Annotated in this window: 21 protein-coding genes; 12 read left to right on the top strand and 9 right to left on the bottom strand. The window is 37.3% G+C overall.

The genetic code is table 11. From position 1 onward, the window contains the following. Both Q1K34_RS09215 and bshA read left to right on the top strand, forming a co-directional pair. Window positions 1-2,798 (top strand): glycoside hydrolase family 3 N-terminal domain-containing protein (locus Q1K34_RS09215; protein ID WP_300437582.1); only part of this gene is annotated, 2,798 nt, incomplete at its 5' end. 3 nt (window positions 2,799-2,801) lie between these two features. Next, window positions 2,802-3,932: an N-acetyl-alpha-D-glucosaminyl L-malate synthase BshA gene (gene bshA, locus Q1K34_RS09210; RefSeq protein ID WP_300437579.1), complete on the top strand. Its 1,131-nt coding sequence runs from the start codon at window positions 2,802-2,804 to the stop codon at window positions 3,930-3,932. Between the two features lie 56 nt (window positions 3,933-3,988). On the opposite strand, the gene Q1K34_RS09205 is transcribed toward bshA, so the two are convergent. Next, the gene (locus tag Q1K34_RS09205) at window positions 3,989-4,489 is read right to left on the bottom strand and encodes a hypothetical protein (RefSeq protein ID WP_300437576.1); all 501 of its coding nucleotides are present in this window, start codon (window positions 4,487-4,489) and stop codon (window positions 3,989-3,991) included. A 134-nt stretch (window positions 4,490-4,623) separates the two neighbouring features. Between Q1K34_RS09205 and Q1K34_RS09200 the strand changes: the two genes are divergently transcribed. The 5 genes from Q1K34_RS09200 (at window position 4,624) to Q1K34_RS09180 (ending at window position 12,896) form a co-directional block, all read left to right on the top strand. Then, window positions 4,624-7,551 (top strand): FAD-binding and (Fe-S)-binding domain-containing protein, encoded by a 2,928-nt coding sequence (locus Q1K34_RS09200; RefSeq protein WP_300437573.1) that lies wholly within the window; start codon window positions 4,624-4,626, stop codon window positions 7,549-7,551. Window positions 7,552-7,640: 89 nt separating this feature from the next. Next, window positions 7,641-9,614 (top strand): PAS domain-containing protein, encoded by a 1,974-nt coding sequence (locus Q1K34_RS09195; RefSeq protein ID WP_300437570.1) that lies wholly within the window; start codon window positions 7,641-7,643, stop codon window positions 9,612-9,614. Next, a complete protein-coding gene (locus Q1K34_RS09190) occupies window positions 9,615-9,986 on the top strand; it encodes a response regulator (protein WP_300437567.1) in 372 nt (123 codons plus the stop codon). Between the two features lie 491 nt (window positions 9,987-10,477). Further along, window positions 10,478-11,542, top strand: coding sequence for a chorismate synthase (gene aroC, locus Q1K34_RS09185; RefSeq protein WP_300437564.1), 1,065 nt, complete (start codon window positions 10,478-10,480; stop codon window positions 11,540-11,542). 19 nt (window positions 11,543-11,561) lie between these two features. Beyond that, window positions 11,562-12,896, top strand: coding sequence for a dicarboxylate/amino acid:cation symporter (locus tag Q1K34_RS09180; protein ID WP_300437561.1), 1,335 nt, complete (start codon window positions 11,562-11,564; stop codon window positions 12,894-12,896). 53 nt (window positions 12,897-12,949) lie between these two features. On the opposite strand, the gene Q1K34_RS09175 is transcribed toward Q1K34_RS09180, so the two are convergent. Both Q1K34_RS09175 and Q1K34_RS09170 read right to left on the bottom strand, forming a co-directional pair. After that, window positions 12,950-13,369, bottom strand: coding sequence for a thiol-disulfide oxidoreductase DCC family protein (locus Q1K34_RS09175; RefSeq protein WP_300437558.1), 420 nt, complete (start codon window positions 13,367-13,369; stop codon window positions 12,950-12,952). Window positions 13,370-13,373: 4 nt separating this feature from the next. Then, window positions 13,374-15,557 (bottom strand): DNA mismatch repair protein MutS, encoded by a 2,184-nt coding sequence (locus tag Q1K34_RS09170; RefSeq protein WP_300437556.1) that lies wholly within the window; start codon window positions 15,555-15,557, stop codon window positions 13,374-13,376. Window positions 15,558-15,604: 47 nt separating this feature from the next. Between Q1K34_RS09170 and Q1K34_RS09165 the strand changes: the two genes are divergently transcribed. Further along, complete coding sequence (locus Q1K34_RS09165; RefSeq protein ID WP_300437553.1) at window positions 15,605-16,270, top strand: uracil-DNA glycosylase; 666 nt, start codon at window positions 15,605-15,607, stop codon at window positions 16,268-16,270. A gap of 2 nt (window positions 16,271-16,272) precedes the next feature. Here Q1K34_RS09165 and Q1K34_RS09160 read toward each other — a convergent pair whose 3' ends face one another. The 6 genes from Q1K34_RS09160 to Q1K34_RS09135 form a co-directional block, all read right to left on the bottom strand. Beyond that, a complete protein-coding gene (locus Q1K34_RS09160; RefSeq protein ID WP_300437550.1) occupies window positions 16,273-17,124 on the bottom strand; it encodes a substrate-binding domain-containing protein in 852 nt (283 codons plus the stop codon). Next, window positions 17,121-19,175, bottom strand: coding sequence for a polyphosphate kinase 1 (gene ppk1 / locus Q1K34_RS09155; RefSeq protein ID WP_300437547.1), 2,055 nt, complete (start codon window positions 19,173-19,175; stop codon window positions 17,121-17,123). Before ppk1 ends, Q1K34_RS09160 begins: the two co-directional genes overlap by 4 nt. 219 nt (window positions 19,176-19,394) lie before the next feature. Beyond that, window positions 19,395-20,264 carry a nucleoside phosphorylase gene (locus Q1K34_RS09150; RefSeq protein ID WP_300437544.1) on the bottom strand — a complete coding sequence of 290 codons (870 nt, stop codon included), beginning with the start codon at window positions 20,262-20,264 and terminating at the stop codon, window positions 19,395-19,397. A 1-nt stretch (window position 20,265) separates the two neighbouring features. After that, a complete protein-coding gene (locus Q1K34_RS09145; RefSeq protein ID WP_300437542.1) occupies window positions 20,266-21,195 on the bottom strand; it encodes a DUF1835 domain-containing protein in 930 nt (309 codons plus the stop codon). A gap of 25 nt (window positions 21,196-21,220) precedes the next feature. Then, the gene (locus Q1K34_RS09140) at window positions 21,221-21,577 is read right to left on the bottom strand and encodes a translation initiation factor (RefSeq protein ID WP_300437539.1); all 357 of its coding nucleotides are present in this window, start codon (window positions 21,575-21,577) and stop codon (window positions 21,221-21,223) included. A 5-nt stretch (window positions 21,578-21,582) separates the two neighbouring features. Then, window positions 21,583-22,530: a 2-oxoglutarate and iron-dependent oxygenase domain-containing protein gene (locus Q1K34_RS09135; RefSeq protein ID WP_300437685.1), complete on the bottom strand. Its 948-nt coding sequence runs from the start codon at window positions 22,528-22,530 to the stop codon at window positions 21,583-21,585. Between the two features lie 158 nt (window positions 22,531-22,688). Between Q1K34_RS09135 and Q1K34_RS09130 the strand changes: the two genes are divergently transcribed. The 4 genes from Q1K34_RS09130 to Q1K34_RS09115 all read left to right on the top strand — a co-directional run bounded on the left by Q1K34_RS09130 (window position 22,689) and on the right by Q1K34_RS09115 (window position 26,251). Further along, the gene (locus Q1K34_RS09130) at window positions 22,689-24,665 is read left to right on the top strand and encodes a dehydrogenase E1 component subunit alpha/beta (protein WP_300437682.1); all 1,977 of its coding nucleotides are present in this window, start codon (window positions 22,689-22,691) and stop codon (window positions 24,663-24,665) included. Between the two features lie 130 nt (window positions 24,666-24,795). Beyond that, a complete protein-coding gene (locus Q1K34_RS09125; protein ID WP_083645587.1) occupies window positions 24,796-24,957 on the top strand; it encodes a DUF1328 family protein in 162 nt (53 codons plus the stop codon). 83 nt (window positions 24,958-25,040) lie between these two features. Then, window positions 25,041-25,520 carry a lipocalin family protein gene (locus Q1K34_RS09120; RefSeq protein WP_300437534.1) on the top strand — a complete coding sequence of 160 codons (480 nt, stop codon included), beginning with the start codon at window positions 25,041-25,043 and terminating at the stop codon, window positions 25,518-25,520. Between the two features lie 23 nt (window positions 25,521-25,543). After that, on the top strand, window positions 25,544-26,251 hold the full coding sequence (locus Q1K34_RS09115) for an OmpA family protein (protein WP_300437531.1): 708 nt from the start codon (window positions 25,544-25,546) through the stop codon (window positions 26,249-26,251). Window positions 26,252-26,268 lie beyond the last annotated feature (17 nt).

The raw sequence follows: 26,268 nt of genomic DNA, 5'->3' as shown, positions 1-26,268 counted from the left end.
GTGTGTATGATTCCATGAACTTAAAGGAAAAAGTAGGACAGTTATTTATGGCCAGTATCTGGTCCAGGAATGAGAACGAAGCTGATAGTATTCGAAAACAGATCAGGGAAAATCATATTGGGGGACTTATTTTCTCTAAAGGTGGCCCGGTAAGGCAGGCGCAGCTTACCAATGAATTTCAAAAAATGTCTAAAATACCACTTCTTGTGGGTATGGATGCAGAGTGGGGTCTTGCCATGAGGCTTGACAGTACTTTTGCTTTACCCTGGAATATGACGCTGGGTGCCATTCAGGATAATAAATTAATAGAGGAGGCAGGTGCTGCCATATCCCGGCATACTAAAAGACTCGGAGTGCATTTTAACTTTGCCCCGGTAGTGGATATTAACACCAATCCCGATAATCCCATTATTGGCAACAGATCATTTGGCGAGGATAAAATAAATGTCACAGAAAAAGCACTGGCTTTTATGAATGGGATGCACAGGGAAGGGGTGCTTAGCAGTGCAAAACATTTTCCGGGACATGGTGATACAGATTCCGATTCGCATAAAACCTTACCAACAATAAATTTTTCTGCGGAAAGAATTAACGAAGTTGAGCTCCATCCTTACCGGGAACTTATCCCAAAGGGTCTAAGCAGTGTTATGGTTGCACATTTAAATGTCCCCACCTTGGAATCAAAAGACGGAAAACCTGCATCGCTTTCCAAAAGCATTATCACTGATATTCTCAAAAAAAATATGGGCTTTAATGGACTTATTTTTACTGATGCCCTGGATATGAAGGGCGTGTCTAAAAATAAAGAGCCAGGTGAAGTAGACCTGGATGCTTTTATGGCAGGAAATGATGTGTTGCTTATGAGTGAAGATATTGGAAAAGCAGCGGCCAGTATTATAGAGGCGGTAAATTCTGGGCAGGTTTCAGAAGAAAGATTGCAGCTTTCAGTAAAGAAGATACTTTATGCAAAATATAAGGTAGGTTTAAATAATTTCCAGCCGATTACTACTAATTTTCTTATAGAAGAATTATATACCTCAAGAGATGAGGCTTTATTAGGTGAGCTTTATGAAAATGCAACAACTCTTATAAAAAATAATAAAGCAGTTGTTCCTGTAAAAAATCTGGAAAAGCAGAAAATAGCCTATGTCAATTTTGGTGATGATGACGGAAGTCCGTTTTTGAACCAGATGAAAAAATATGCTGAAATTGATTGGGTAAAAGCAGCTAAGTTGCCGGATTTGCTTGAGAAATTGGAGGCTTACAACTATGTGGTGATTGGCTTTCATAAATCGAATAAAAGTCCCTGGGCTTCTTATAAGTTTTCTGATAAGGAGTTGGTTTGGTTGCATGAAATAGCCAGAAAAAATAAAACGGTATTATCACTGTTTTCCAGACCCTATGCACTTAATGAGGTAAAGAGCTTTGCCAATCTGGAGGGGATTATTATAGGATATCAAAATCATCCTGTTGCCCAGGAAAAAGTTGCTCAGGTGTTGTTTGGGGCTTTAAATGCCAGGGGTAGGCTTCCGGTAAGTATTAAGAGTGAATTCCCTGTAAACACTGGTTTCAATACAAAAAACCTGAAAAGACTGGCTTACGGTACCCCGGAAAGTGTGGGAATGAATTCAGCAAAACTGAAGAAGATAGATAGTATTATAAAAAATGCCATAGATAAAAAGATGACTCCTGGAGCTCAAATTCTGGTAGCGAGAAAAGGAAAGGTATTCTATCAAAAGAGTTTTGGATATCAAACCTATGAAAAAGAATTGCCGGTGAGCGATACTACGGTTTATGATCTGGCCTCATTAACTAAGATTCTTGCTACTCTGCCCTTGGTCATGGAATTGGATGAAAAAGGAGTTTTAGGTTTTGATACTACATTGGGAGAGCTTTTCCCTTCCTTTAAAGGCTCAAATAAACAGAATATCAGGTTACAGGATATGTTGATGCATTATGCCAGATTGCAGGCCTGGATCCCTTTTTACATTTCAACTATAGATCCAAGAACCAAAAAAGTTTCTAACTCTTATTATAGTGAGGTTCCGTCAGAATTATTTAATGCTCAGGTAGCAGATAAGATGTTTATTAGAAAAGATATTGGCGATACCATTGTGAATACCATCAGAAATAGTGACCTGGAGAGACGATTGGCTTATAAATACAGTGATCTTCCCTATTATCTCTTAAAATATTACCTGGAAGCGTATTATGATTCTTCTATGCAAAATATTACACAGGAACACCTTTATCAGCGCCTGGGTGCAAATTATACCGGGTATTTGCCAAGAACGAGATTTGATAGTTTACAAATAGCGCCTACCGAGAATGACCAATTATGGAGAAGGCAGGTGGTAAGAGGTTATGTTCATGACCAGGGAGCTGCCATGCAAGGGGGTATTGGCGGTCATGCAGGCCTTTTTAGTACCGCCAATGATGTTGCCAAGATCATGCAAACCTATTTAAACGGCGGTTCTTATGGAGGAGAGAAATTTCTGAATGAAGAAACTATAGATAAGTATAATACTTGTTATTATTGTGAAGATGATGTAAGGCGAGGTGTGGGCTTCGACAAACCACAACTAAAGCAAGTGGGGCCTACCTGTAATTGTGTTTCCATGTCCAGCTTTGGGCATAGCGGCTTTACAGGAACCTTAGCCTGGGCAGATCCGGAGGAAGAAATTGTTTATGTATTTTTGTCTAACCGAACATATCCAGATTCGAATAACAGAAAACTTATTCGGGAAGATATACGCTCTGAGATCCAGAAAGTGATTTACGAATCTATAGATTTTTAACTGATGAAAATTGCCATTGTTTGTTATCCTACCTTTGGAGGTAGCGGGGTTGTAGCTACTGAATTGGGCCTGGCTCTGTCTCGAAGAGGTCATGAAGTTCATTTTATAACCTATAAACAACCGGTGAGACTGGAAACTATTTCCAGTCATATTAGATTTCACGAGGTTAATGTTCCTGAATATCCATTATTCCACTATCAGCCATACGAGCTGGCTTTAAGCAGTAAATTGGTAAATGTGGTTAAGAATTACGGGATCGAGGTTCTACACGTTCATTACGCTATCCCTCACGCTTATGCCGGTTATATGGCGAAAAAAATGCTGGAAGAAGAAGGTGTTTATATTCCTATGGTCACCACTCTTCATGGTACCGATATTACGCTGGTAGGTAATCATCCTTTTTATAAACCTGCAGTTACTTTCAGCATTAATAATAGTGATATAGTGACTTCAGTTTCTGAAAGTTTGAAGGAGGACACTTTGAAGTTTTTTGATATCCGAAAGAAAATAGAAGTGATTCCTAATTTCATTGATGTTTCGAAATTCAAACAGAAGATTTTTACCGATTGTCAGAGGGAGTTAATGGCACATGATGACGAAAGGATCATTACCCATGTGAGTAACTTCAGAAAAGTAAAACGGGTTGAAGATGTAGTAAGAATATTTTTTGAAATTCAGAAGAATGTAAAAGCAAGATTGATGATGGTGGGTGAAGGACCCGAGAGAGAAAATGCTGAAAAGCTGGTACGTGAATTAGATATAACCGATAGGGTGTTGTTCCTTGGCCAGAGTAATGAGATAGATAAAATTTTATGTTTTTCAGATCTATTCCTTTTGCCTTCTGAAACAGAAAGTTTTGGTTTGGCTGCCCTTGAAGCTATGGTTCAATCAGTGCCTGTAATATCTTCAAATACAGGTGGTTTGCCTGAAGTGAATGTCAATGATTTTTCAGGCTTTTTACATGAAGTGGGAGATATTAATGGAATGGCCAAAAGTGCCGTTTTTATACTGCAGGATATTTCAGTATTAAATAAATTTAAAGAACAGGCCAGAGAAGCGGCTGAACGATTTGATATTAATCAAATTGTTCCCATGTATGAAGAGTTGTATGAAAAAGCTTTAATTCAGGCATAAAAAAAGTGGAGAAATTCATCCCCACCTTCTTCTTTCTTAAACCTATCTAAGAAAATCTAAAATTGATATCTAATTCCCAAAGCTATATCCGGGCTAAAGTCGTTGTAGTCATGAAAATCTGAAAATCCTATTTCCGGTCTAAAATCCAACGACAATAACAACGGAAAGTCAAAATTATACTCGATTCCAATATCCCCTGCGATTAGAGCAAAAATTCCATCGTCATCTCCATGATCATGATTATGATTGTGATCGTAATTGCCCAACCCGGCTCCCGCACCAGCATACCAGTTAAAGCCGCCTTCGATGTTCCACACCCATTGATAAAGACCTACTAATTTAATGGCATCATAATGACTATCATTTCTCCAGCCAAGATCAAATTCCAGTCGGTTATTGTTTCCTCCAGTGGCTCTCTGATAAGATATTTCAGCCCCATAACCATTACCTCCGCCAATTCGCAGGCCAAGTGCATTCTGTGAAATATTCTGCGCCTTTAGATCACTAAAGAAAACAGCACCAATAGTGAAAGCTACTAAAACTACTAATTTTTTCATATTCGATTTTTTTGTTTGATTGGTAACAAATTTATGTTGATTCCCGTTATAACAACGTCTATAGTCGCAAATGTATTGTTAATATTATTTAAAAAACTGTTAAGCTGACTAAGGGAAAACTTTTAAATTTGAGTATGAAATTAGAGAAAAACTTAAAAGATCTTTCAGGTCTGCTGTCTGGTAGTTTATTTTACGATGAATTATGGAAAAGTATTTATGCTACTGATGCTTCAGTTTATCGCGAAATACCTTTAGCGGTATGTTATCCGAAAAACGAAAAGGACCTGGTTGAACTTATATCTTTTGCCAGGAAGCATAAGACTTCTCTAGTTCCCAGAACAGCAGGCACCTCGCTTGCAGGCCAATGCACCGGGAACGGTATCGTGGTGGATGTTTCTAAGCATTTTACTGATATTATTAAAGTGGAACCCAGGCATAAAAGGGTTATTGTTCAGCCCGGGGTAATTCGCGATGATCTTAACAGGCAATTAGAAAGACATGGTTTGTTTTTTGGCCCTAATACATCAACTTCTAATCGTTGCATGATTGGAGGAATGGTAGGAAATAATTCCAGTGGGACCACCTCTATAAAATATGGAACTACCCGGGATAAGCTAATAGCCTTAAAAGTTTTATTGAGCGATGGAACCAAGGCTGAATTTAAAGATCTTACTTCAGCTGAATTTGAACAAAAATTAAAACTTAATAACCTTGAAGGGCAGCTATATCGTTCAATTTATAAGCATCTAAAAGACAAAGATAATCAGGCGGAAATAACAAGTAATTATCCACCAGCAGAATTGCATAGGAGAAATACGGGTTATGCCATCGATGAATTGTTGAATACAGAAGTATTTGATAGAAGCCAGGAAAAATTCAATTTCAGTAAACTTATGGCCGGAAGTGAAGGTACACTGGCTTTTATTACCGAAATAACCTTACAGCTTGATGAATTGCCGCCTAAGCATACTGCAATGGTCGCGGCACATTATTCCTGTGTAGACGCCTGTATGCAGGCCGTAGTTCCTGCAATGAGACATTCCTTATTTACCTGTGAGATGATGGATAAGGTAATCCTGGACTGTACTAAAGAGAGTTTAAAATACAGGGACAACCGTTTTTTTATAGAAGGAGATCCATTAGGGATTTTAATGCTGGAATTGAGAAGCGATTCTGAAGAAGAATTGCAGCATCAGGTAAAAGAATTGCTTCAAACCCTACAATCATCAAATTTGGGATATGCCTTTCCTGTACTTTATGATGAGCAAATAGAACAGGCTCTGGAACTAAGGAAAGCAGGCCTGGGTTTGCTTGGTAACCTGAAAGGAGACAAAAAAGCAGTAGCCTGTATAGAAGATACCGCTGTCGCATTACCGGTCTTAGCCGATTATATTTCAGATTTTAGCAAGATCATGAATTCCTACGATCAGCAGGCTGTTTATTATGCCCATGCCGGTGCAGGGGAAATTCATCTAAGGCCTATTCTGAACTTAAAAAAATCTGAAGATGTAAAGTTATTCAGAAATATTACCAGAGAGGTCGCAGAATTAGTAAAAAAATACAACGGTTCTTTAAGTGGAGAGCATGGCGACGGTAGAGTAAGAGCAGAGTTTATTGAATTGATGTTCGGTAAAAAGATATATAAACTTTTACAGGAGGTGAAATTAACCTTTGATCCCCAGAATATTTTTAATCCGGGAAAAATTGTGGATGCACCACCCATGGATGTTTCTTTGCGTTATGTGCCAGACAGAGTGGAGCCGCAGATAGAAACTCTTATGGATTTTTCTGAAGCCGATGGGTTTCTGAGGCTGGCGGAAAAATGTAACGGAAGTGGTGACTGCCGTAAATCTGTGGAAGCCGGCGGAACCATGTGTCCTAGTTATCGTGCTACCAAAGATGAAAAAGATACTACCAGGGCAAGGGCGAATGCTTTGAGGGAATTTTTAACAAACTCCGATAAATCTAACCGTTTTGACCATCCTGAGCTAAAGGAAGTACTGGATCTCTGTATAAGTTGTAAAGGCTGTAAAAGCGAATGTCCTTCTAATGTAGATATGGCAGCATTAAAAACCGAATTCCTGCATCAATATCATAAATCTAACAAACCAGGATTTCGTGACAAAGCATTTGCCAATATTACCCAACAAAACGAAAGAGCTTCCAAACTTCCTGGGATTTCCCGCTTTGTCATGTCCAACAAATTGACTTCAGGTATTTTAAAGAAAGTTTTAGGCGTTGCTAAAGAACGGGACTTACCTGTTGTAGCCAAACAAACCTTAAAACAATATTATCATAAAAATAAAGAGAAATTTCAGGTAAAAAATCCTTTAAAAACACTGTATCTGTTCAATGATGAATTTACCAATTATCTCGATGTGCAGGTAGGGAAGGACGCATTGAATCTGTTGGCAAAACTTAGGTATCAGGTTTTAATAATAGATCATCCCGAAAGTGGAAGAAGTCAGATATCTAAAGGTTTTCTTTCAAAAGCAAAGCAACTCGCTAATGCTAATGTTGATATTTTTAAAGAATTGATTACAGAGGAAATTCCTTTAATAGGGATAGAACCTTCAGCAATTTTAACTTTTAGAGATGAGTATTTAAGATTAGCAGATGATAAAGAAGCTGCAAAAGAGCTAGCCAGGAATAGCTTTATTATCGAGGAGTTTTTAAAACTGGAAGTGGCTAAGGGCAATATTATCTCAGAGCAATTTTCTAAAAAAAATGCAACAGTAAAAATCCACGGACATTGCCATCAAAAAGCATTATCGAATGTTTCCCGAACTTTTGATATTTTAAATATTCCTGAAAATTTTAAGGTAACTATTATTCCTTCAGGTTGCTGCGGAATGGCTGGCTCCTTCGGTTACGAAAAAGAGCATTATGAGATTAGTATGAGAATAGGAGAAAACTCTTTATTTCCGGCAATTAGAAAATCAGATAAGAATGTTATAATTTCGGCAAACGGCACCAGTTGCAGGCACCAGATAAAAGATGGAACAGGTAGGCTGGCGCAACACCCCGTAAGTATACTGAGACAGGCTTTAAAAAAATCCTGAATGTTAATACTTTTTTAAAAAATGTTTCTTAACCCCCTAAACCATTAACTTTAGCCGAAATTCACATCCCCAAGAATGATAGCTTACTTATGATGAATCAAGATCTTCGTATAAAGGAGTTAGAGCAGGAGTTAGAAAGAAAAGATCAGGAAATCCAGAGCCTTAACCACATGAATAAAAGGCTTTCAAACTCTATTGATGAATTAAAAGATGAAGTCTACAAATATGAGGACCTGGTTCATTCTTCTAATTCTCTTATCGCTATTTTTATGGGTAAAGATTACATCATTGATGTAGCCAACGAATCGATTAGGGACGTTTGGGGAAAAGGCCATAATGTTATAGGTAAACCTTTATTAGAAGTTTTACCTGAATTAAGAAAACAAGGTATAGACGACTTACTCGATCAGGTATATAATACCGGGATTCCTTATCACGCTGATGAAGTTCCGGTTGAGTTAGTTATAAACGGAATTCCGGAAATACGATATTTTGATTTTACATATCAACCTCAGAAAAATCAGAAGGGAGAAATTATTGGGGTTGCAGATATCGCTACAGATGTCACCAAACAGGCTCTTTTAAATAAGAAAGTACGTGAAAACGAATACAGGTATCGTGAATTAATTCACTCTTCCAATTCCCTTATTGCTATTTTAAGAGGTAAGGAAATGGTCATAGAAATCGCGAACAATGCAATTAAATCAGTTTGGGGGAAGGGAAATGATGTTGAAGGAAAGCCGTTGTTCGAAATCCTGCCGGAAATGATAGGCCAGGGGATGCCTGAATTATTTAATGAAGTTTATGAAACCGGAGAACCACATTTTGCTCAGGAAAAACCTCTTTTGCACAAGAAGGATGGAGAGATGAAACTTGGTTATTTTGATTTTGTTTATCAACCGCAGCGGAATATCCACAATCAAATAGATGGTGTGGCTGTTATAGCACAGGACGTTACCCAACAGGGAATCTTAAACAAAAAAGTTCGTGAAAGTGAAAAAGAGTTCCGGGAACTCGTAAATTTTATGCCCCATAAAATCTCCATGTCCAGCGCAACCGGAGAACCTGTTTTTTATAATAATAGTTGGGTAACCTATACAGGAAAAAATGCTGAAAATTTACTTGAAAATTCCTGGCAATCGCTTATTCATCCAGATGATAGGGAACGAACTGAACAAATGGGGGAGAAAGTTCTGGCTACAGGGCAGGATTTGGAAATGGAATTACGAATTTTTGATAAAAATGGAAGTCCCAAATGGCATCTGTTTAGAGCGACAGCAATAAAAAATGAAGAAGGGGAGATCACTTCCTGGATTTCTTCCTGTACTGAAATCCATAAATTAAAAGAAGAGGAACAACGTAAAGATGACTTTTTAAAACTCGTGAGTCATGAATTAAAAACTCCTGTCACCTCTATAAAGGGATATGTTCAATTATTACTTTCCATGATTCCTAAAGAAGAGGAGGAAAAGGAAAATAATAAAAAATTACCGGTGAGACCTTACCTGAACAGAATGGAAATTCAGATTGAAAGACTTATCAGGCTTATCTCTGAGATGCTGGATCTATCAAGGATCGAGCAGAAAGAATTACAACTTAAGAAAGAATATTTCAAACTTAACGAACATGTAGAGCAAATCATAGAAGATATTTCTTATTCAAATAGAGATGTTCAAATAGAATTACAACACCAGGATCAAAGTGAAGTCTTTGCAGATAAAGATAGAATAGGTCAGGTAATTATCAATTTTGTCACCAATGCTTTAAAATATTCTCCTGAGGGTAATAGGGTGATTATAAAAATATTTGAAGGAAAAAATGCTCATGTTGGAGTGAGTGTGAGAGATTTTGGAATAGGAATAGCTAAAAAGGAACAGAAGAAGATCTTTAAAAGGTTCTATAGAATAGCTGGAAATAAGGATTATACCTATGCCGGTTTTGGAATAGGTCTATACCTTTCTAATGAAATTATAAAAAGACATAAAGGTAGAATATATTTAGACAGCCAAATTGGAAAAGGTTCTGAATTTACTTTTACGCTACCCAAACAAAAAACAAAATAAATGGCAAAGATCCTAATTGTTGACGATGATCAAACCATCGGTTTTATGCTTCGAGACATTCTTGAGTTTAATGATCATACGGTAATAGTTTCCCAACAACCAAGAAAGACCAAAGAGAATATATTGGAACATGATATTGAATTGATACTCCTGGATAAACTTATTTCTGGAGTTGATGGAACCGATGTATGTGCAGAATTAAAACAGGATGAAAAAGTAGCTCATGTACCTGTACTCATGATGTCTGCTCTCCATAATGTTGGAGATATTTGTAGATCAGCCGGTGCGGTCGACTTTATTGCAAAGCCTTTTGATATGGAAACTTTAAATACTAAAGTAAGCACCATACTTAAGGAACACAAACCACAATAAATAATAGTTTACCTCTGAGAAAATTATAAATAAAATGAGTAGTGTTTTAAAGAATTAGTAAGGAATGAACCTGAAACCGGTATTTTTAGTAATTTCTAAATTTTACTATGATCTATTACCTATTCGTACAATTTTTTGAGTGGCGGTATTCTTTGAAAAACACTATTTCAAACTCTTTTGTTTATCAGTTCGTTTAGTTCAAGCCCAACTTCTTATATCTAAAAGCGAAGCGGTCCAGTTTCTTTACCCGGACATGAGTGAAATAGGATAAAATTATTTTTCTTAGATATTTTATCACTCCTCCTACGTCCGGAACTGCATAAAAATAATTCTTACCTGCTAGAGTTCTCATCTCCCTGTTGACGTTGAATGCCAGAGGAGAGATAAATCGGAAAAGCTCGAGGCAGAGCTGTTGAGCAATATTTAAGATTAAATAGGATTCCATTTTCAAATATGTTCTTAAAAAATTACATTTGTTGAAAATCCTATAAATGCCCGGAAATTCCTTTGGTAAAATGTTCAGATTAACCACTTTCGGCGAGTCTCATGGTCTTGCAATTGGTGGTATTATAGACGGGTGTCCTGCGGGCCTTGAAATAGATATTAAAAGTGTTCAAAATGATTTGAACAGAAGAAGACCCGGACAGTCGGCTATTGTTACTCAGAGGAAAGAGCCTGATACTGTAGAATTTCTTTCAGGAATTTTCGAAGGGATATCTACCGGAACACCGATTGGGTTCATTATTAAAAATGCCAACCAGAAATCCAAAGATTATTCACATATAAAAGATACGTACAGGCCTTCCCATGCAGATTATACGTATGATGAGAAATATGGCGTTAGGGATTACCGCGGTGGCGGCAGATCTTCCGCCAGGGAAACTGCCTGTAGGGTAGTGGCCGGTAGTATTGCCAAGCAGCTGCTTCAAAATATAAGTTTTAATGCCTTTGTTTCTTCCGTAGGAAAAATAGAATTAGAAAAGCATTATTCTGAACTTGATTTTTCAGAAATAGAAAAAAACCCTGTTCGTTGTCCCGATCCTGATATGGCTAAAGAAATGGAAGCTTATATCAGGGAAATAAGGGCAGATGGCGATACGGTTGGAGGAACAATTCAATGTGTGATTAAGAATTTACCAAAAGGCCTTGGGGAACCTGTGTTTGATAAACTACATGCTGAGCTGGCCAAAGCCATGCTTTCTATTAATGCCGTAAAAGGTTTTGAATACGGCAGTGGATTTGAAGGAACAAAGATGCGGGGAAGTGAACATAACGATCATTTTAATAAAGATGGTTCTACCCAAACTAATTTAAGCGGGGGTATACAGGGTGGTATTTCCAACGGCATGGATATTTATTTTAAAGTAGCTTTTAAACCGGTTGCTACATTGATGCAAAAGCAGGAAACCATCAATTCTAAAGGTGAACAGGTTGAAATGCAGGGAAAAGGAAGACATGATCCCTGTGTGGTCCCAAGGGCCGTGCCTATAGTTGAATCTATGGCCGCATTAGTCATTGCCGACTATTATCTTCAGAATAAATCATCGAAAATCTAATTTTTAGAAATAAAATAATATGAAAAAACTTGCACTGCATTGGCAGATATTATTAGGAATGGCTGCAGGGGTTGTTTTTGCCCTTATCATGACTAATTTTAGTTGGGGGGCAGATTTTGTTGGCGACTGGATCAAACCATTCGGTAACATTTTTATTAATGCCCTTAAATTAATAGCAGTGCCATTAATCCTGGCTTCGCTGGTTAAGGGAATTTCTGACTTAAAAGACATTTCCAAGCTTTCTAAGATGGGTACCCGAACCATTGCCACTTATATTGTAACCACGATAATTGCGGTGTCTATTGGTCTACTACTGGTAAATCTTATAGGTCCTGGCAGGACGATTTCAGAAGAAACCCGAAGTGATCTTATTTCAAGTTATGAAGGGGATGCTTCTGTGAGGATATCTGATGCGCAAAAGCAAAAAGAAGCTGGGCCTCTGCAAGCCCTGGAAGATCTTGTGCCCAGTAATATATTTGGTGCAGCCAGCGATAATAGCAATATGTTACAGGTAATCTTTTTTGCTATCTTCTTCGGAATTGGTTTAATCCTAATTCCAGAAAAAACTGCTAAACCGGTAAAGGATTTCTTTGATGGCTTCAATGAAGTGATCTTAAAAATGATCGACCTGATCATGCTCACAGCGCCATACGGTGTTTTTGCATTATTGGCAGCCCTGGTAGTGGAATCTCCCAGCGCCGATCTTTTTGCAGCTCTGGCTATGTATGCCTTAACAGTTTTACTCGGTCTCGCTTTGATGATTGGGGTATATGTGTTATTGGTTTGGGTATTCACAAAAAATACACCATCTTTTTTTATCAATGGTATCGCTCCGGCTCAATTACTTGCATTTTCTACCAGTTCCAGTGCGGCCACCCTTCCAGTAACTATGGAAAGAGTAGAAGAACATATGGGAGTTAACAAGGAGGTTACGAGTTTTGTATTACCGATTGGAGCGACTATTAACATGGATGGGACCAGCTTATACCAGGCCGTGGCAGCAGTATTTATTGCTCAGGCATTCGGGATGGATCTTACTTTGGGTGCACAATTAGGAATTATTGCAACAGCAACTTTAGCATCTATTGGTTCTGCAGCGGTTCCCGGAGCCGGAATGGTCATGTTGGTTATTGTACTTGCTCAGGCAGGTATTCCTGAGGCAGGATTAGCCCTGATATTTGCCGTAGACAGGCCGTTGGATATGTGTAGAACCACCGTAAATGTAACCGGGGATGCGGCGGTATCACTGATGGTCGCCAAATCTGTAGATATGATGGGACCTCCCAACGTAAAGGAATGGGATGATGATTATCATCCTGAAGAAGAAACACTTGCTAAAACTGAAAAAGTTTAACCTTATAAATTCTCCGACGGCTCCGCCTCGGGGAGAATTGGTTTAGAAGTGTTTTATTCTAAAAATTTAGCTTTTAAATCGGGAGAAGGGATCATACACTGGTCTTTTTTACCAAACCATTTATAGCGGTTTGTTGCAATAAGGTCGTAAATACCATCCCGCAGGCTTTCTGGAAGAAACAAGAAATTTCTTAATAATGAGTAGCCACCTGAAAGATCCCTTGAAATTTCCAAAGCGGCAGTTGATTTTCTGTAATAAGCTACTCCAGGATCAATTAAGATAATGGAATCTAACGCTTCGGGATCCAGGTTTCTCTCTTCCACCAGCTTTTTTCCCAAATCACTTTGCAGGGAGGCAAACCTGAAAACATCCTTTTTATCATGCTTTATTATACGCTGAACTGCATCATTACAGAGATTACAAACTCCATCAAAAAGTACGATCTTTTTATTTTTAGGTAAAATAGTGCTCATAACTTTATTTTTTTGCTGCCTGCACCAGCTCCAACTGTTCCAGGCCTACAGAAGTCGTAAACATTCCGTAATTTACTATAGCCTTTCCTTTTTCAATATTGTCAATAGAACCAACCGCCTTACCATCTTCAAGTCTTACGCGATCGCCAATTTTTAATTTCGCTTTAGGCTTATTTGCTTCTTTCTTTTTAAACTCTTCCTCTTTCTTTTTATCTTCCTTTTTCTTTTCTCTAATCGGTTGAATTTTCTTCTGAACTTCCTGTTTTAATTGTTTTTCCCTGGCTTTTTTCTTTTTCTTTTCCGCAGCGCTTTCTTTTTTTCTCTTTGAATTTTCGATTTCTACCAGCTTCAGGAACTCGCCAATAAGCTCTTTTTTCTTCTTATTACTGAAGTATTTTTCACTAAGATCATTTACTTTTTGTCCTAAGTAAATAAGTTTTTGGTTAGCGTCATAAAGTTCCTGATAATTTTCCAGTTTTTGCTGAATTCGGGAGTTTACCTCTTCAAGTTTATCTTTTTGGGCTGCAGCTTTTTGTTCTTTTTCCTTAAGTGAATCTGTAGTTTTTCTAAGCACAGATCGCTCTTTTTGAAGATTGGCAATACTCCTGTCAAAACGTATTTTACCACGTTCCACTTTCTTTTTGGAACGATTAATAAGGCTATAGGGAATACCATTTTTTTGTGCTACTTCAAAAGTAAATGAACTCCCGGCTTCCCCAACCTGAAGTTTATATAGAGGTTCCAGCGTTTTATTATCGAACATCATATTGGCATTGCTCATTTCGGGAAGTTCGTTCGCCAGTTTTTTAAGATTGGCATAATGCGTAGTTAATATCCCGTAAGAACCTTTTTCATAGAATACTTCAAGAAAAGTTTCCGCCAGGGCTCCTCCAAGTTCAGGATCACTACCTGTTCCAAATTCATCGATCAGGAATAAGGTCTTCTCGTCACATTTCCGAAGAAAATAATTCATATTCTTCAACCTGTAACTATAGGTGCTCAGGTGGTTTTCAATGGATTGATTATCACCAATATCGGTAAGGACTTTTCTAAAAATGCACATTCGGCTGTATTCGTGCACTGGGATAAGCACTCCGCTTTGAAGCATTACCTGTAGTAAACCAACCGTTTTCAGCGTAATACTTTTTCCTCCGGCATTGGGCCCGGAAATGACCATGATCCGGTTATTTGGAATTAACTCTATGCTTTGAGGAAATGTTTTTTCGCCTTTTTTCTTGTTGCTCAAATAAAGTAACGGATGATAGGCATCCTGAATATGCAATTCCCTTTCCTTGGTTATTTTAGGCAAGACACCATTTATTTTCTCAGCGTATTTAGATTTTGCCGCAATCACATCCATATCGCTCAGTAACTCCTGATATTCTATTAAAGTTTCACGGTAGGGGCGTGTAAATTCGGTTAAAGCTTTTAAAATCCTTTTTACCTCTTCTTTAGCCTCATATTCCAGATTATTCAACTCTCTGGTAAATTGATACGTCGCTTCGGGTTGAATGTAAACAATGCTTCCGGTTTTTGAATTTCCCAGGATCCCACCTTTTACCTTTCTGCGATGCATGGAACTCACGGCAAGAACCCGAACGTTCTCTACTACACTTTCTTTTATTTCATCCAGATACCCGTAAGACTGATAGGTGGTTAAAGCAGCATTGAAACTTGAATTTATTTTTCCTTTTACAGAATTTATAGACCTTCTTAAATTCTGAAGCAGGGGAGAAGCATCATCTTTCATTTCCCCGAAACGGTCTATTACTCCGTTAATCCTATCGGTAAGGCTATAATCTAATTCAATATGAGAGACAGTTTCAGAGAGGGCCGGGTAATGCTCCTTGAATTTTTTAAAGTATTTTAAATGTGCGTTAACGCTTTCTGTAATGGAAGCTATCTTTCTGAACCCGCTAATTTCAACCACAGAGCCTTCAATACCAAGTAATTTTATTTCCTGCTGAATAGCATCAAAACCATGATTGGGGATAGGCTGATCCACTGTTTTAGAATCGAAGTATTCTTTGGTTTGATTTAAACCGAAAACCGTTTTTTTATAATTAGGATAGGGTTGTATGCCAAGCGCTTTTTCCCTGCCCAGGCCGGTGATGCATAATTCGCTAATTTGGTTACAGACTACTGGAAATTCCAGATCGTCAAGACTCCTGGAGCTAATTTTTATCATATGAATTTTTCCCTACTTTTGAGGCGATACAAAGTTACTTAATTCTCATGAACGTAGGAATAGATCAGAGCTGGAAAAAGGAGCTGGAAACCGAATTTGAAAAAGAGTATTTTAAAGAGCTAATAAGTTTCGTTAAAGAAGAGTACACTGAGCACAAATGCTTTCCGCCAGGTTCAGATATATTTGCGGCTTTTGACCATTCAAAATTTGAAGACACTAAGGTGGTAATATTGGGACAGGATCCTTATCATGGATTAGGACAGGCTAATGGTTTATGTTTTTCGGTTAAAGATGGTATTGCTTTTCCTCCCTCTTTAATAAACATTTTTAAGGAGATAGATTCAGATTTAGATAAACCATTACCAAATACCGGAAACCTCGAACGCTGGGCTAACCAGGGGGTTTTGCTCCTGAATGCTACTTTAACGGTTAGAGCACACCAGGCGGGATCCCATCAAAATAAAGGATGGGAAAAATTTACGGATAAGGTAATCAGGTTGATATCTGATAGAAAAGAAAATGTAGTTTTCTTATTGTGGGGTGGTTATGCCAAAAAGAAAGCGAAGCTCATCGATGCTTCTAAACACTTGATCCTAACTAGTGGGCATCCATCACCTTTAAGTGCCAATCGCGGTTACTGGTTTGGAAATAAGCATTTTAGTAAAACAAATGAATATTTAATAAAGAATGGAAAAGAATCTATAGAATGGTAATGTTACAAATTATGGGTGATTTTGGAATATTTAGTTTTGGAGTCGATTAATTTTAAAGTCAATAATTTTTCCATCACCTTATTCACTTCATCTTCTGAAATTTGCTCCTGACTCCAACTGGTAAGATCCAGCCATTTCCTAATATCTTCTAACTTCTGCTGATATCTATCAGAAAGTTCGACAGCAATATTCTTCTGAAGTTTGAAATCTTTGGTTTCTGAATTCAATACCTCCAGCATTGTTTTCAGAGCTTCAGGTTTTGTTCTAATGCTTTCTTCATTGGCCGCAATTACAAAACAAGACCACGGAGTAGGGCAATCGGCAATTAACCTGAAAGTTTTATTATCTACCAGTGGTTTGGTGGTAAAATGTTCCCACATAAAATACTGGGCATCGTCATCTTTTAGAGCCTGAATGGCTCCATCAAGATTATTAACGATTTCGAATTTTAATTCATTAATATCCCAGTCTAAATGTTCCGCATTTACATAAGCCATTAGATGAGATCCACTACCCATTCTACTAATTGCGGCACTGGTACCTTCCAGATCCTGTAAATCTTTATACGGTGAAGCTGCATCTACATGAATTCCCCAAATTAATGGACTCCCAATATATGTCTGTATAATTTTACTCTTATTTCCATTGATAATGTCGCGTATCACTCCTTCAGTAAGAATAACTGCGACATCTATTTCACCAGTACGCAAGGCTTTGCACATAGCACCGGTACCTTCGGGAAATTCTTTCCAAATTACCTTAACCCCAGCTTCCAGGAATTTTTTATTCTCAATACAGCGATGCCAGGGAAGATTAAAATGTTCCGGAACACCCCCTACTGTAATCGTTTTCATGATGTGTGCTTTTTCTTCAGATACTTATAAATTTCATACTGAGAACGTATTTTTTTATCACCTTTTTTTCGTTCTATATATTTATTGGATTCTTCGGCATCCTGAATGCGGGCTTTTACGTTATCTTTTAACTGTATATTCAGGATTTCCTTGAATTCCTGTTTAATATCTTCATCCAGTACGGGGGAGATCACTTCTATCCTTCTATCCAGGTTTCTATTCATCCAATCGGCGCTACCGTAGAACATCAATTCTTCACCTCCATTTTCAAAAAGATAAATTCTGCCATGTTCTAAATATCTGTCTACCACACTGGTTATATAAATATTTTCACTTAAACCTTTTATTCCGGGGATTAAACAGGTAAATCCACGAATAAGCATTCTAATCTCCACACCGGCCTCACTGGCCTTGTAGAGAAGTTCGATCATTTCTTCGTCTTCCAGGCTGTTCATTTTGGCGGTGATCTTAGCCTTTTTACCCTCCCGGGCATTTTCGATCTCGTTGTAAATTAGTTTTACAAATTCCTGCCGGGTAGAAAAGGGTGAAATAAGCAGGTTTTTTTCTCTTGGGATTATCAACTCACCTTCCAGTACTTTGAATAATCTATGTAACTCTTTGGTAATATTTTTATTTGCTGTAAATATGGCATGATCACAATAGATTTTGGAGGTTTCGGCATTGAAATTTCCGGTACCTATATAGGCATACCGTACTTTCTCCTCACCTTCATTCCTGCCGATTAGCATAATCTTGGAATGTACCTTAACTTTAGGATAGCTGTATATAACGTTAGCCCCTTTTTCTTCAAATTTTCTTCCCCAGCTAATATTGTTTTCTTCATCAAATCTTGCCTTAGCTTCCACAAAAACAGTTACTTTCTTTCCATTTTCCAGGGCCTTAATCAGGGAATTTGTTAATTGGGATTCGTCTGCGACTCTATATAAAGAAATACTTATATCTGTTACATCTTTATCTTCAGCAGCCATATCCACGAACTTTTCCACATAAGAAAAAGACATATAAGGAAAATGTAAAGCCTGATCTTTTTCAGCAATATCTTCGAAATAATTTTTGCTTTTATCCAGCGTTTTGTGGGGTAGGGCAGGTAATTCTTTAAAATGTAATCTTGTATTATTTGTAGGATCCGGGAAAGAGAAAAAATCCTTGAAATTATGATATTGCCCGCCTGGCATCATATCAATTTTTCCAAGATTTAAAAGTTTACGAACTTTTTTATGAATCTCCTTTGGAAGTTTTGCATCGTAAAGTAGACGAGTAGGCTGCCCATCTGTACGCTGATTTAGTGAAGCATATATTTTTTCTGCCAGCACCCCTTCGTAAATATCATCTATATAAAGTTCAGCATCACGGGAAAGTTTTATTTCGTATATACCGGTAATATCATCTTCCGGAAATATTTTAAAAGCTTCATGCCGAACAATTTCGTCCAGATAGGTGATATTATATTCTCCATCCACATCATCCATCATCACAAATCTTCCGCATTCCTCTACGGGAATATTTACCACGGCAAGTTTATCTTCATTTTTAAAGGTAATAAGAAAGTATAATACCGAATTCTCCAGAAAAAGCTCATTTTCCTTATTAAGATCGATCAGCATTGGTTTTATGTGCTTCTCAACTTTTTTATTGAAGTAGGAGTTAGCAAACTTCTTGTGATTATCACTATAGTGAGCCGCATCTTTAATATGAATTCCGTTTTCAGCCAACTCAGGAATTATCTGATTATGATAAATATCACCAAAAGCATTCTGTTGCTCTTTTACTTCTTTAATAATTTGTTTGGTAATCTTTGAGGGACGAAGGGCAAGTTTTTTACGGATACTTTTTTTTACCCGCTTCATTTGCCGTAATTGAGAAACCCTTACCCTGAAATATTCATCCAGATTAGAAGAAAATATGGCCAGAAATTTCATCCTTTCATATAAAGGATTAATCTTATCTGCGGCCTCCTGAAGAACCCGTTCATTAAAGCTCAACCAGTTTAGATCTCGGTGTCTAAATCGGTCGTCGTTAGGTTGCTGCATGGATTATAAATTATTTTGGTTTGTCTGTAAATTATCCTAATTACCTCATTCTAAACTTGTTTCCGAATCTCATTTTAATATCATCAAAGTTAAAATGAGGCCCTGAAATAAATTAACGGTGACAAAAGAATATAAGGACAGAAACGGATATACAAAATTGTTTAATCAAAAATACAAAGTTGGCTATGCTTTGCTTTTAATTTATTGTTAAATAAGAAATTATTCGGCGATCTTGTTGAGCGTATAAATGATTAGTTTTTCCATCATTTCAGAAGCGTTTTCTAAAAAATCACCGATTTCCCTATTTGCCAAAACCAGGTTCATGGAAGCTGCATTATGGCCCAATAATTTGGATATTCCATATATTCCTGAGGTTTCCATTTCCAGGTTAGTAACCTTAAACCTATCGTAGCTAAAGGCGGTAATTTTATCATTCATCTCCGAATCTGAAACATTAGCCCGGAGAATCCTTCCCTGAGGTCCATAAAAACCAACATTTGTTCCAGTCATGCCCTGAACAATAATATCTGAATGCAGTTTTTCGATAAGCTTTCTTGCGCCTTCCACCACATAAGGAAAAGCTCTTTTTGTGGGCCATCCTGTTTGTTCTACAAATGCTTCTGCAATTTCATTATTTAAAAATGAATCATCTTCGTAGTAATGCATGAGTCCGTCAAAACCAATGGCCAATTCACTTAAAATATAGCTCCCCACAGGAATTTCTTTTCTAAGGGAACCGGTAGTTCCTATTCTGATGATATCCAGGCTGGTAACTTTGTCTTTGAGCGTTCTTGCTTTTAGATCTATGTTTACGAGGGCATCCAATTCGTTGAGGGCAATATCTATATTATCTGTTCCCATTCCGGTAGACATCACAGATATTCTTTTTCCTTTATAAGTACCGGTATGTGTACAGAATTCGCGCTTTTGTTTTTTTACTTCTATCGTATCAAAATGAGTACTGATCTTTGGTACTCTGGCAGGGTCGCCAACCGTAATTATTGTGCTGGCAATTTCTTCAGGTAATAAACCAAGGTGATAAATAGAACCGTCCTTATTAAGGATCAACTCTGAAGCTTCTAAACTCATTCTATAATTTTAATAAACGGTGGGATTCAGATTCATAAAGGAAATCATACATTTTAGCTCCGCCAAAATATTCTTCATTTTTCAATTCCCTGTAAAAGTTCTTTTTACCATCAAGGGCGAGGTGTCCTTTTTCGGAAAGGACTATTTTATTTTCTGTGGTTTCATAGAAAATTGACAATTTATCCAGTAGCCTTTGCATTTGATTATCACTATACCCGTAATATCCCTGGTACTGTAGCGCATAACCTAAAAGGTGATTTATATTTTTAATATCATGTTTCTCTATTAACTTAAGCACATTTTTTTCAAGAGAATTTATTCCGGTAATACTATTGGGAAACCGCTCTATATGTGCTCTTACACAACTGGACAAATATTCAAAATTGGTGTTAACCTTTATCTGTGGTTTTAATTTTAATGGATTGTCACCACAATATAATTCCCAAATAAGTACCGCTGCTTCTATATCCTCTTGATTGAGCGGAATCCTATTCTTATAATGATTCTCTAATTCTTTTGAATTAAGTTGGGATAATGGCTGAAACTCTTTCTCTCCTTTTAGTTTTTTACTGCATACAAGAGAAACATCAAGGTAATCATGTTTCTCTGCAAGTAGACTTATGGCTGCCAACATATTAAGATGACAAAAAAGATCGAATTCAAACCAAAGCACCACTTTATCGTAATCTTTCAGCTTTTTTAAGATTTTAATTTCAGCTATAAAACGCTCCTCATAGTTTTCAGCAGAAATGTTATAGGTTTTTAGGAGAAATTTCTTTCTTAATCTAAAAAAATTGCTGTCTATCTCTTTACTGGTTGGCCCTTCACAAAGTAGTTCCCTCCAGATAATGAGTTCCCCGGGAAGATCTAATTCCTGCATCTGTTCTGCAAGGCTATCGCCGTTTACTATGTGTAAGGTTTTACTCTTCATTTTAACGTATAAAAAACGTGCTAGATCATCCTCCAACACGTTTAACTTTATATCCTTCTTTTTTAAGAATCTTCATTATTTTCTCCCGGTCATCACCCTGTATAATGATTTCACCATCTTTAGTGGAACCACCAACTCCACATTTTTTTTTCAACATTTTACCCAGTGCTATCAAATCTTCTTCAGGACCTTCATAACCCCTGATAATCGTTACGGTCTTACCACCACGTCCTTTATTGCTGAAATGTGCTTCAAGTTGCTGTTCTCCAGGAGCAAGTTCTTCTTGAGTTTCGCCATTAGAATATTCAGATTCGTCAAAATCATCATTGGTCGAAAAAACGAAACCGCCGAGATCTTCCAGACCTAATTTCTTTTTCGCCATAACAATTATTTTGCGAGCCCTATCTCTACCAAACGCTGATGAAGAAATTCACCTGCAGTGATATCTTCATACTGTTTTGGGTGATCTTCATCTATACATTCTTCCAAACAATTCAGTTTCATTTCACTTCTTGGATGCATAAAGAAAGGAATTGAATATCTTGGCTTGTCCCATTGTTCTTTTGGCGGATTAGTTACCCGATGGATGGTAGACCTTAGCTTATTATTGGTATGTCTCTCTAACATATCGCCAACATTAATCACCAATTCATCTTCTTGTGGAACGGCATCGATCCATTCCCCATCTTTTCTTAAAACCTGAAGGCCTCCTGTAGAAGCTCCCATTAATAAAGTTATAAGGTTAATATCCCCATGAGCACCTGCTCTAACTGCGCCTTTTGGTTCTTCTGTAATTGGGGGATAATGTATAGGTCTCAAAATACTGTTTCCATTACTGGCCCAATGGTCAAAATAATGTTCCTCCAGACCTATGTATAATGCCAGGGCTCTCAGCACATAGATCCCTGTTTTTTCCAGCATCCTATAAGCTTCCATTCCAGTATGATTGAAATCTTTTAATTCTTCAACCTGTATATTTTCTGGGTATTCTTCTGTAAGATTGGCATCTTCAGAAGGCTCCTGACCAAAATGCCAGAATTCTTTAAGATCTCCTTCTTTTTTGCCTTTTGCATGCTCCTTACCAAAAGAAATATAACCTCTCTGTCCTGCAAGGCCTTCTATTTCATATTTACGTTTTGTTTCCAGAGGAAGATCAAAGAATGATTTTACTTCTTTATATAATTCATCAACAAGTTCATCGCTTAAGAAGTGATTTTTTAAGGCTACAAAGCCTATCTCTTCATAGGCTTTACCAATCTCATTTACGAATTTTTCTTTGCGTTTTGGATCGTCTGATAAAAAGTCGGCCAAATTTACGCTAGGGATGTTATTCATTGCCATTTTAAGCAGTATTTTATTTAAAGCTAACATACAAAGTTAAATAAAATTAAGGGATATGGGATTGGTTTATATTTTTCTTAGCAAATAGAAATTTGGTTACATTTGAGATATAAAAACATTTTATGCTTCCTGAAAACACCAAATCTCCTGCTATGAATTATCAGGATTTTCATTTCTCTAATGCCACTTTACTGGATCTTTATCGATCCCTGCTCAAACCCAGAATGATAGAAGAAAAGATGCTCATACTTTTAAGGCAGGGTAAGATTTCTAAATGGTTTAGCGGAATTGGTCAGGAGGCCATAGCTGTTGGTGTGACAAGAGCTTTAAAAGATGACGAATATATACTTCCGATGCATCGAAATCTTGGGGTGTTTACGAGCAGGAATATTCCCTTGCATAGATTATTTGCTCAATGGCAGGGAAAAGCATCGGGCTTCACCAAAGGACGGGATAGGAGTTTCCATTTTGGTACTCAAGAATATAAAATCGTGGGAATGATTTCCCATTTAGGGCCGCAACTTAGTGTTGCAGATGGAATTGCCCTCGCTCATAAACTGAGGAATGAGAAAAAATTGACAGCCGTTTTTTCTGGGGAAGGAGGCACCAGTGAAGGTGATTTTCATGAAGCCCTAAATATAGCTTCGGTATGGGATCTGCCGGTATTGTTTTGCATTGAAAATAATGGCTACGGCTTGTCCACCCCAACAATAGAACAGTACCGCTGTAAGGATCTTGCAGATAGAGGTGCTGGCTACGGAATGGAATCCCATGTGATCGACGGAAATAATATTTTAGAGATCTATACTCAAATTTCAGAAATAGCCGAAAGCATTAGGGAAGAACCCCGCCCTGTGCTGGTAGAGTTTAAAACTTTCAGAATGCGGGGGCATGAAGAGGCCAGCGGAACTAAATATGTGCCTCAGGAATTGATGGATGAATGGCAGCTGAAAGATCCCCTTAAGAATTTTGAAGAATATTTAATAGAAAAGGAAATTCTCACCCAGGAAACAATAGATATATTAAGGAATGAAATCTTTTCTGAAATCGATGAAAATCTACAATTAGCCTTTTCTGAAGAAGTAATTGTTTCAGATTCAAGTGTAGAGTTAAATGACGTTTTTGAAAAATTTGAATATCAACAATTTGAACATAATGATAAAACTGAAAACATACGTTTTATAGATGCTATTTCTCAGAGTTTAAGAGCTTCAGTTCAGAAACATACGAACCTTGTTTTAATGGGACAGGACATTGCAGATTATGGTGGTGTATTTAAAATTACAGCAGGATTTGTAGAGGAATTCGGGAAAGAAAGGATAAGAAATACACCTATCTGTGAATCTGCAGTGGTTGGAGCAGCGATGGGTCTTTCTATTAATGGAATGAAAGCCATGGTAGAAATGCAGTTTAGTGATTTTGTAAGTTCTGGTTTTAATCCAATAGTGAATTATCTGGCTAAGGTTAAATACAGGTGGAACCAAAATGCAGATGTGGTGATACGAATGCCCTGTGGGGGTGGTGTAGGGGCAGGGCCTTTTCACAGCCAAACCAATGAAGCCTGGTTTACGAAAGTGCCAGGATTAAAGGTAATTTATCCCGCTTTTCCTTATGATGCTAAGGGTTTGCTAAATACTGCCTTCAATGATCCAAATCCAGTGCTTTTTTTTGAACATAAGGGTTTATATAGAAATATCAGGCAGGAGGTTCCTGTAGATTATTATACCCTTCCATTTGGAAAAGCATCGATATTAAAAAAAGGTGAGGAAATTAGTATAATCACCTATGGCGCCGGGGTGCACTGGGCTCTGGAAACACTGGATGAAATGGAATATAACAATGCGGACTTAATAGACCTTAGAAGTTTACAACCCCTGGATTTGGAAAGCATTTTTCAATCTGTAAGAAAAACAGGTAAATGTATCATTCTTACTGAAGATTCCCAGTTTGGCAGCTTTGCCTCTGAAGTTGCAGCACAAATTTCTGAAAATTGTTTTGAACATCTGGACGCACCAGTTGTAAGGGTAGGAAGCATGGATACTCCAATTCCTTTTGCTGAAAACCTGGAGAAACAATATTTACCAAAAGAAAGGTTCAGGGAAAAACTGAAAGATTTAATAGAATATTAATAAGCTTGTAGAATAAGTCACAACGAATTAAGAATACTTAACAAATCCACTGTTAAATTATTAATAATCTTTTGTGGAGGTACTATCACTGCTGTAATTTAGGCTTAACTAATCAATAAAACTATAAATTATGATACGTTTAATCGTTATTTTTCTGATCATCGCTATCATTGCTGCAATCTTTGGTTTCGGTGGTGTAGCTGAAGGAGCAGCAGATATTGCAAAGATCATTTTCTACATATTTCTTGTCTTGCTGGTTATTTCACTTTTAAGTAGACTTTTCAGAAGATAATATAAAAAACAAATTATGTATCCAATGTGTTCTAATGAAGTTCATAGTACACATTGGATTTTTAATTTAAATCCAATCCTACTATGAAAAAGTATTTATTTTTATTTACCATGGCAGCTCTAATTGCAGCATGTGGAGGCACCAGTAAGGTGGCAAAAGAAGCCAGAAAAACTTTTGATGGCAATTGGACCTTAACCAGTATTACCTATCCTAATAATGCGGGAGACTTTAATGTAACTCTTTTCAACGAAGCTTCAGCTTCCTGCTTTGAAAACAGTACCTGGGATTTTGTTTCAAATAACAACCGCGGCACCTATACTGTAAGTGGTGTAGGTTGTGATGGTGATACAAACTATTTTATTTGGTCTATAGATGAAGAAAATACTCCTACTGGAGTTTATGATTTCTTATTGAAGCCAACAAACGACGATTATAAATCTACAACAGGTAACCAGGGTTTCAGGTTGAATCTGAAAAGTGTTACTGAAACCAGTATGGTTTGGGAGCAAACAGTAAGTTTAGATGGTTCTCCTTTTACCATACGAATGAATTTTTCTAAATAATAAATAATATAAATAGAATAGCTATGAATACAGTTTTGAATAAAATGTTTGCAATATTAGTTGTTTCCAGCCTATTATTTGGTTGTGAGGCGACCAGAAACGCAAATAATAAACAAAAAGGTGCTGTAATAGGTGCTACCGGTGGAGCCGTAATAGGCGGAGTTATCGGTAATAATACCGGAGACGGTAATACCGCTCTTGGATCTATTATTGGTGGTGTTGTTGGTGGTGCTGCCGGTGCAATTATCGGTGATAGAATGGATAAACAAGCCAAGCAAATCGAAGAAGAAATCCCAGGTGCTGAAGTGGAGCGTGTAGGTGAAGGAATCAACGTGACTTTTGACGAGTCCAGCGGAGTTTATTTTGATACTGAAAAATATAATATCAACTCCAAATCTCAAGCCACTCTCAATAAGTTAGCAGATATATTTAAAGAATATCCTCAATCTAACATTCTCGTAGAAGGACATACAGATAATACTGGTAGCGATAGTTATAATTTAACGCTTTCTAAAAACAGGGCACAGGCTGTAACCGGATACCTTGTAGATAATGGGATTGATAGAGGTAGATTTACCACCAAATGGTATGGAGAGTCTCAGCCTAAATACGATAATTCAACTGCTGAGGGTCGTTCTAAGAACCGTAGGGTAGAACTTGCTATAGTAGCTAATGAAGAGCTTAAAGAACAGGCCAAGCAGCAGGCAGAACAACAAAACAATGAAAACTAATTGGTTTTTTTGAAAAG

Source organism: Christiangramia sp. (genome assembly GCF_029937855.1).
GTDB lineage: Bacteria > Bacteroidota > Bacteroidia > Flavobacteriales > Flavobacteriaceae > Christiangramia.
The sequence above is the reverse complement of the archived record's forward strand: the minus strand, read 5'-3'. Positions and strand labels throughout refer to the sequence as shown.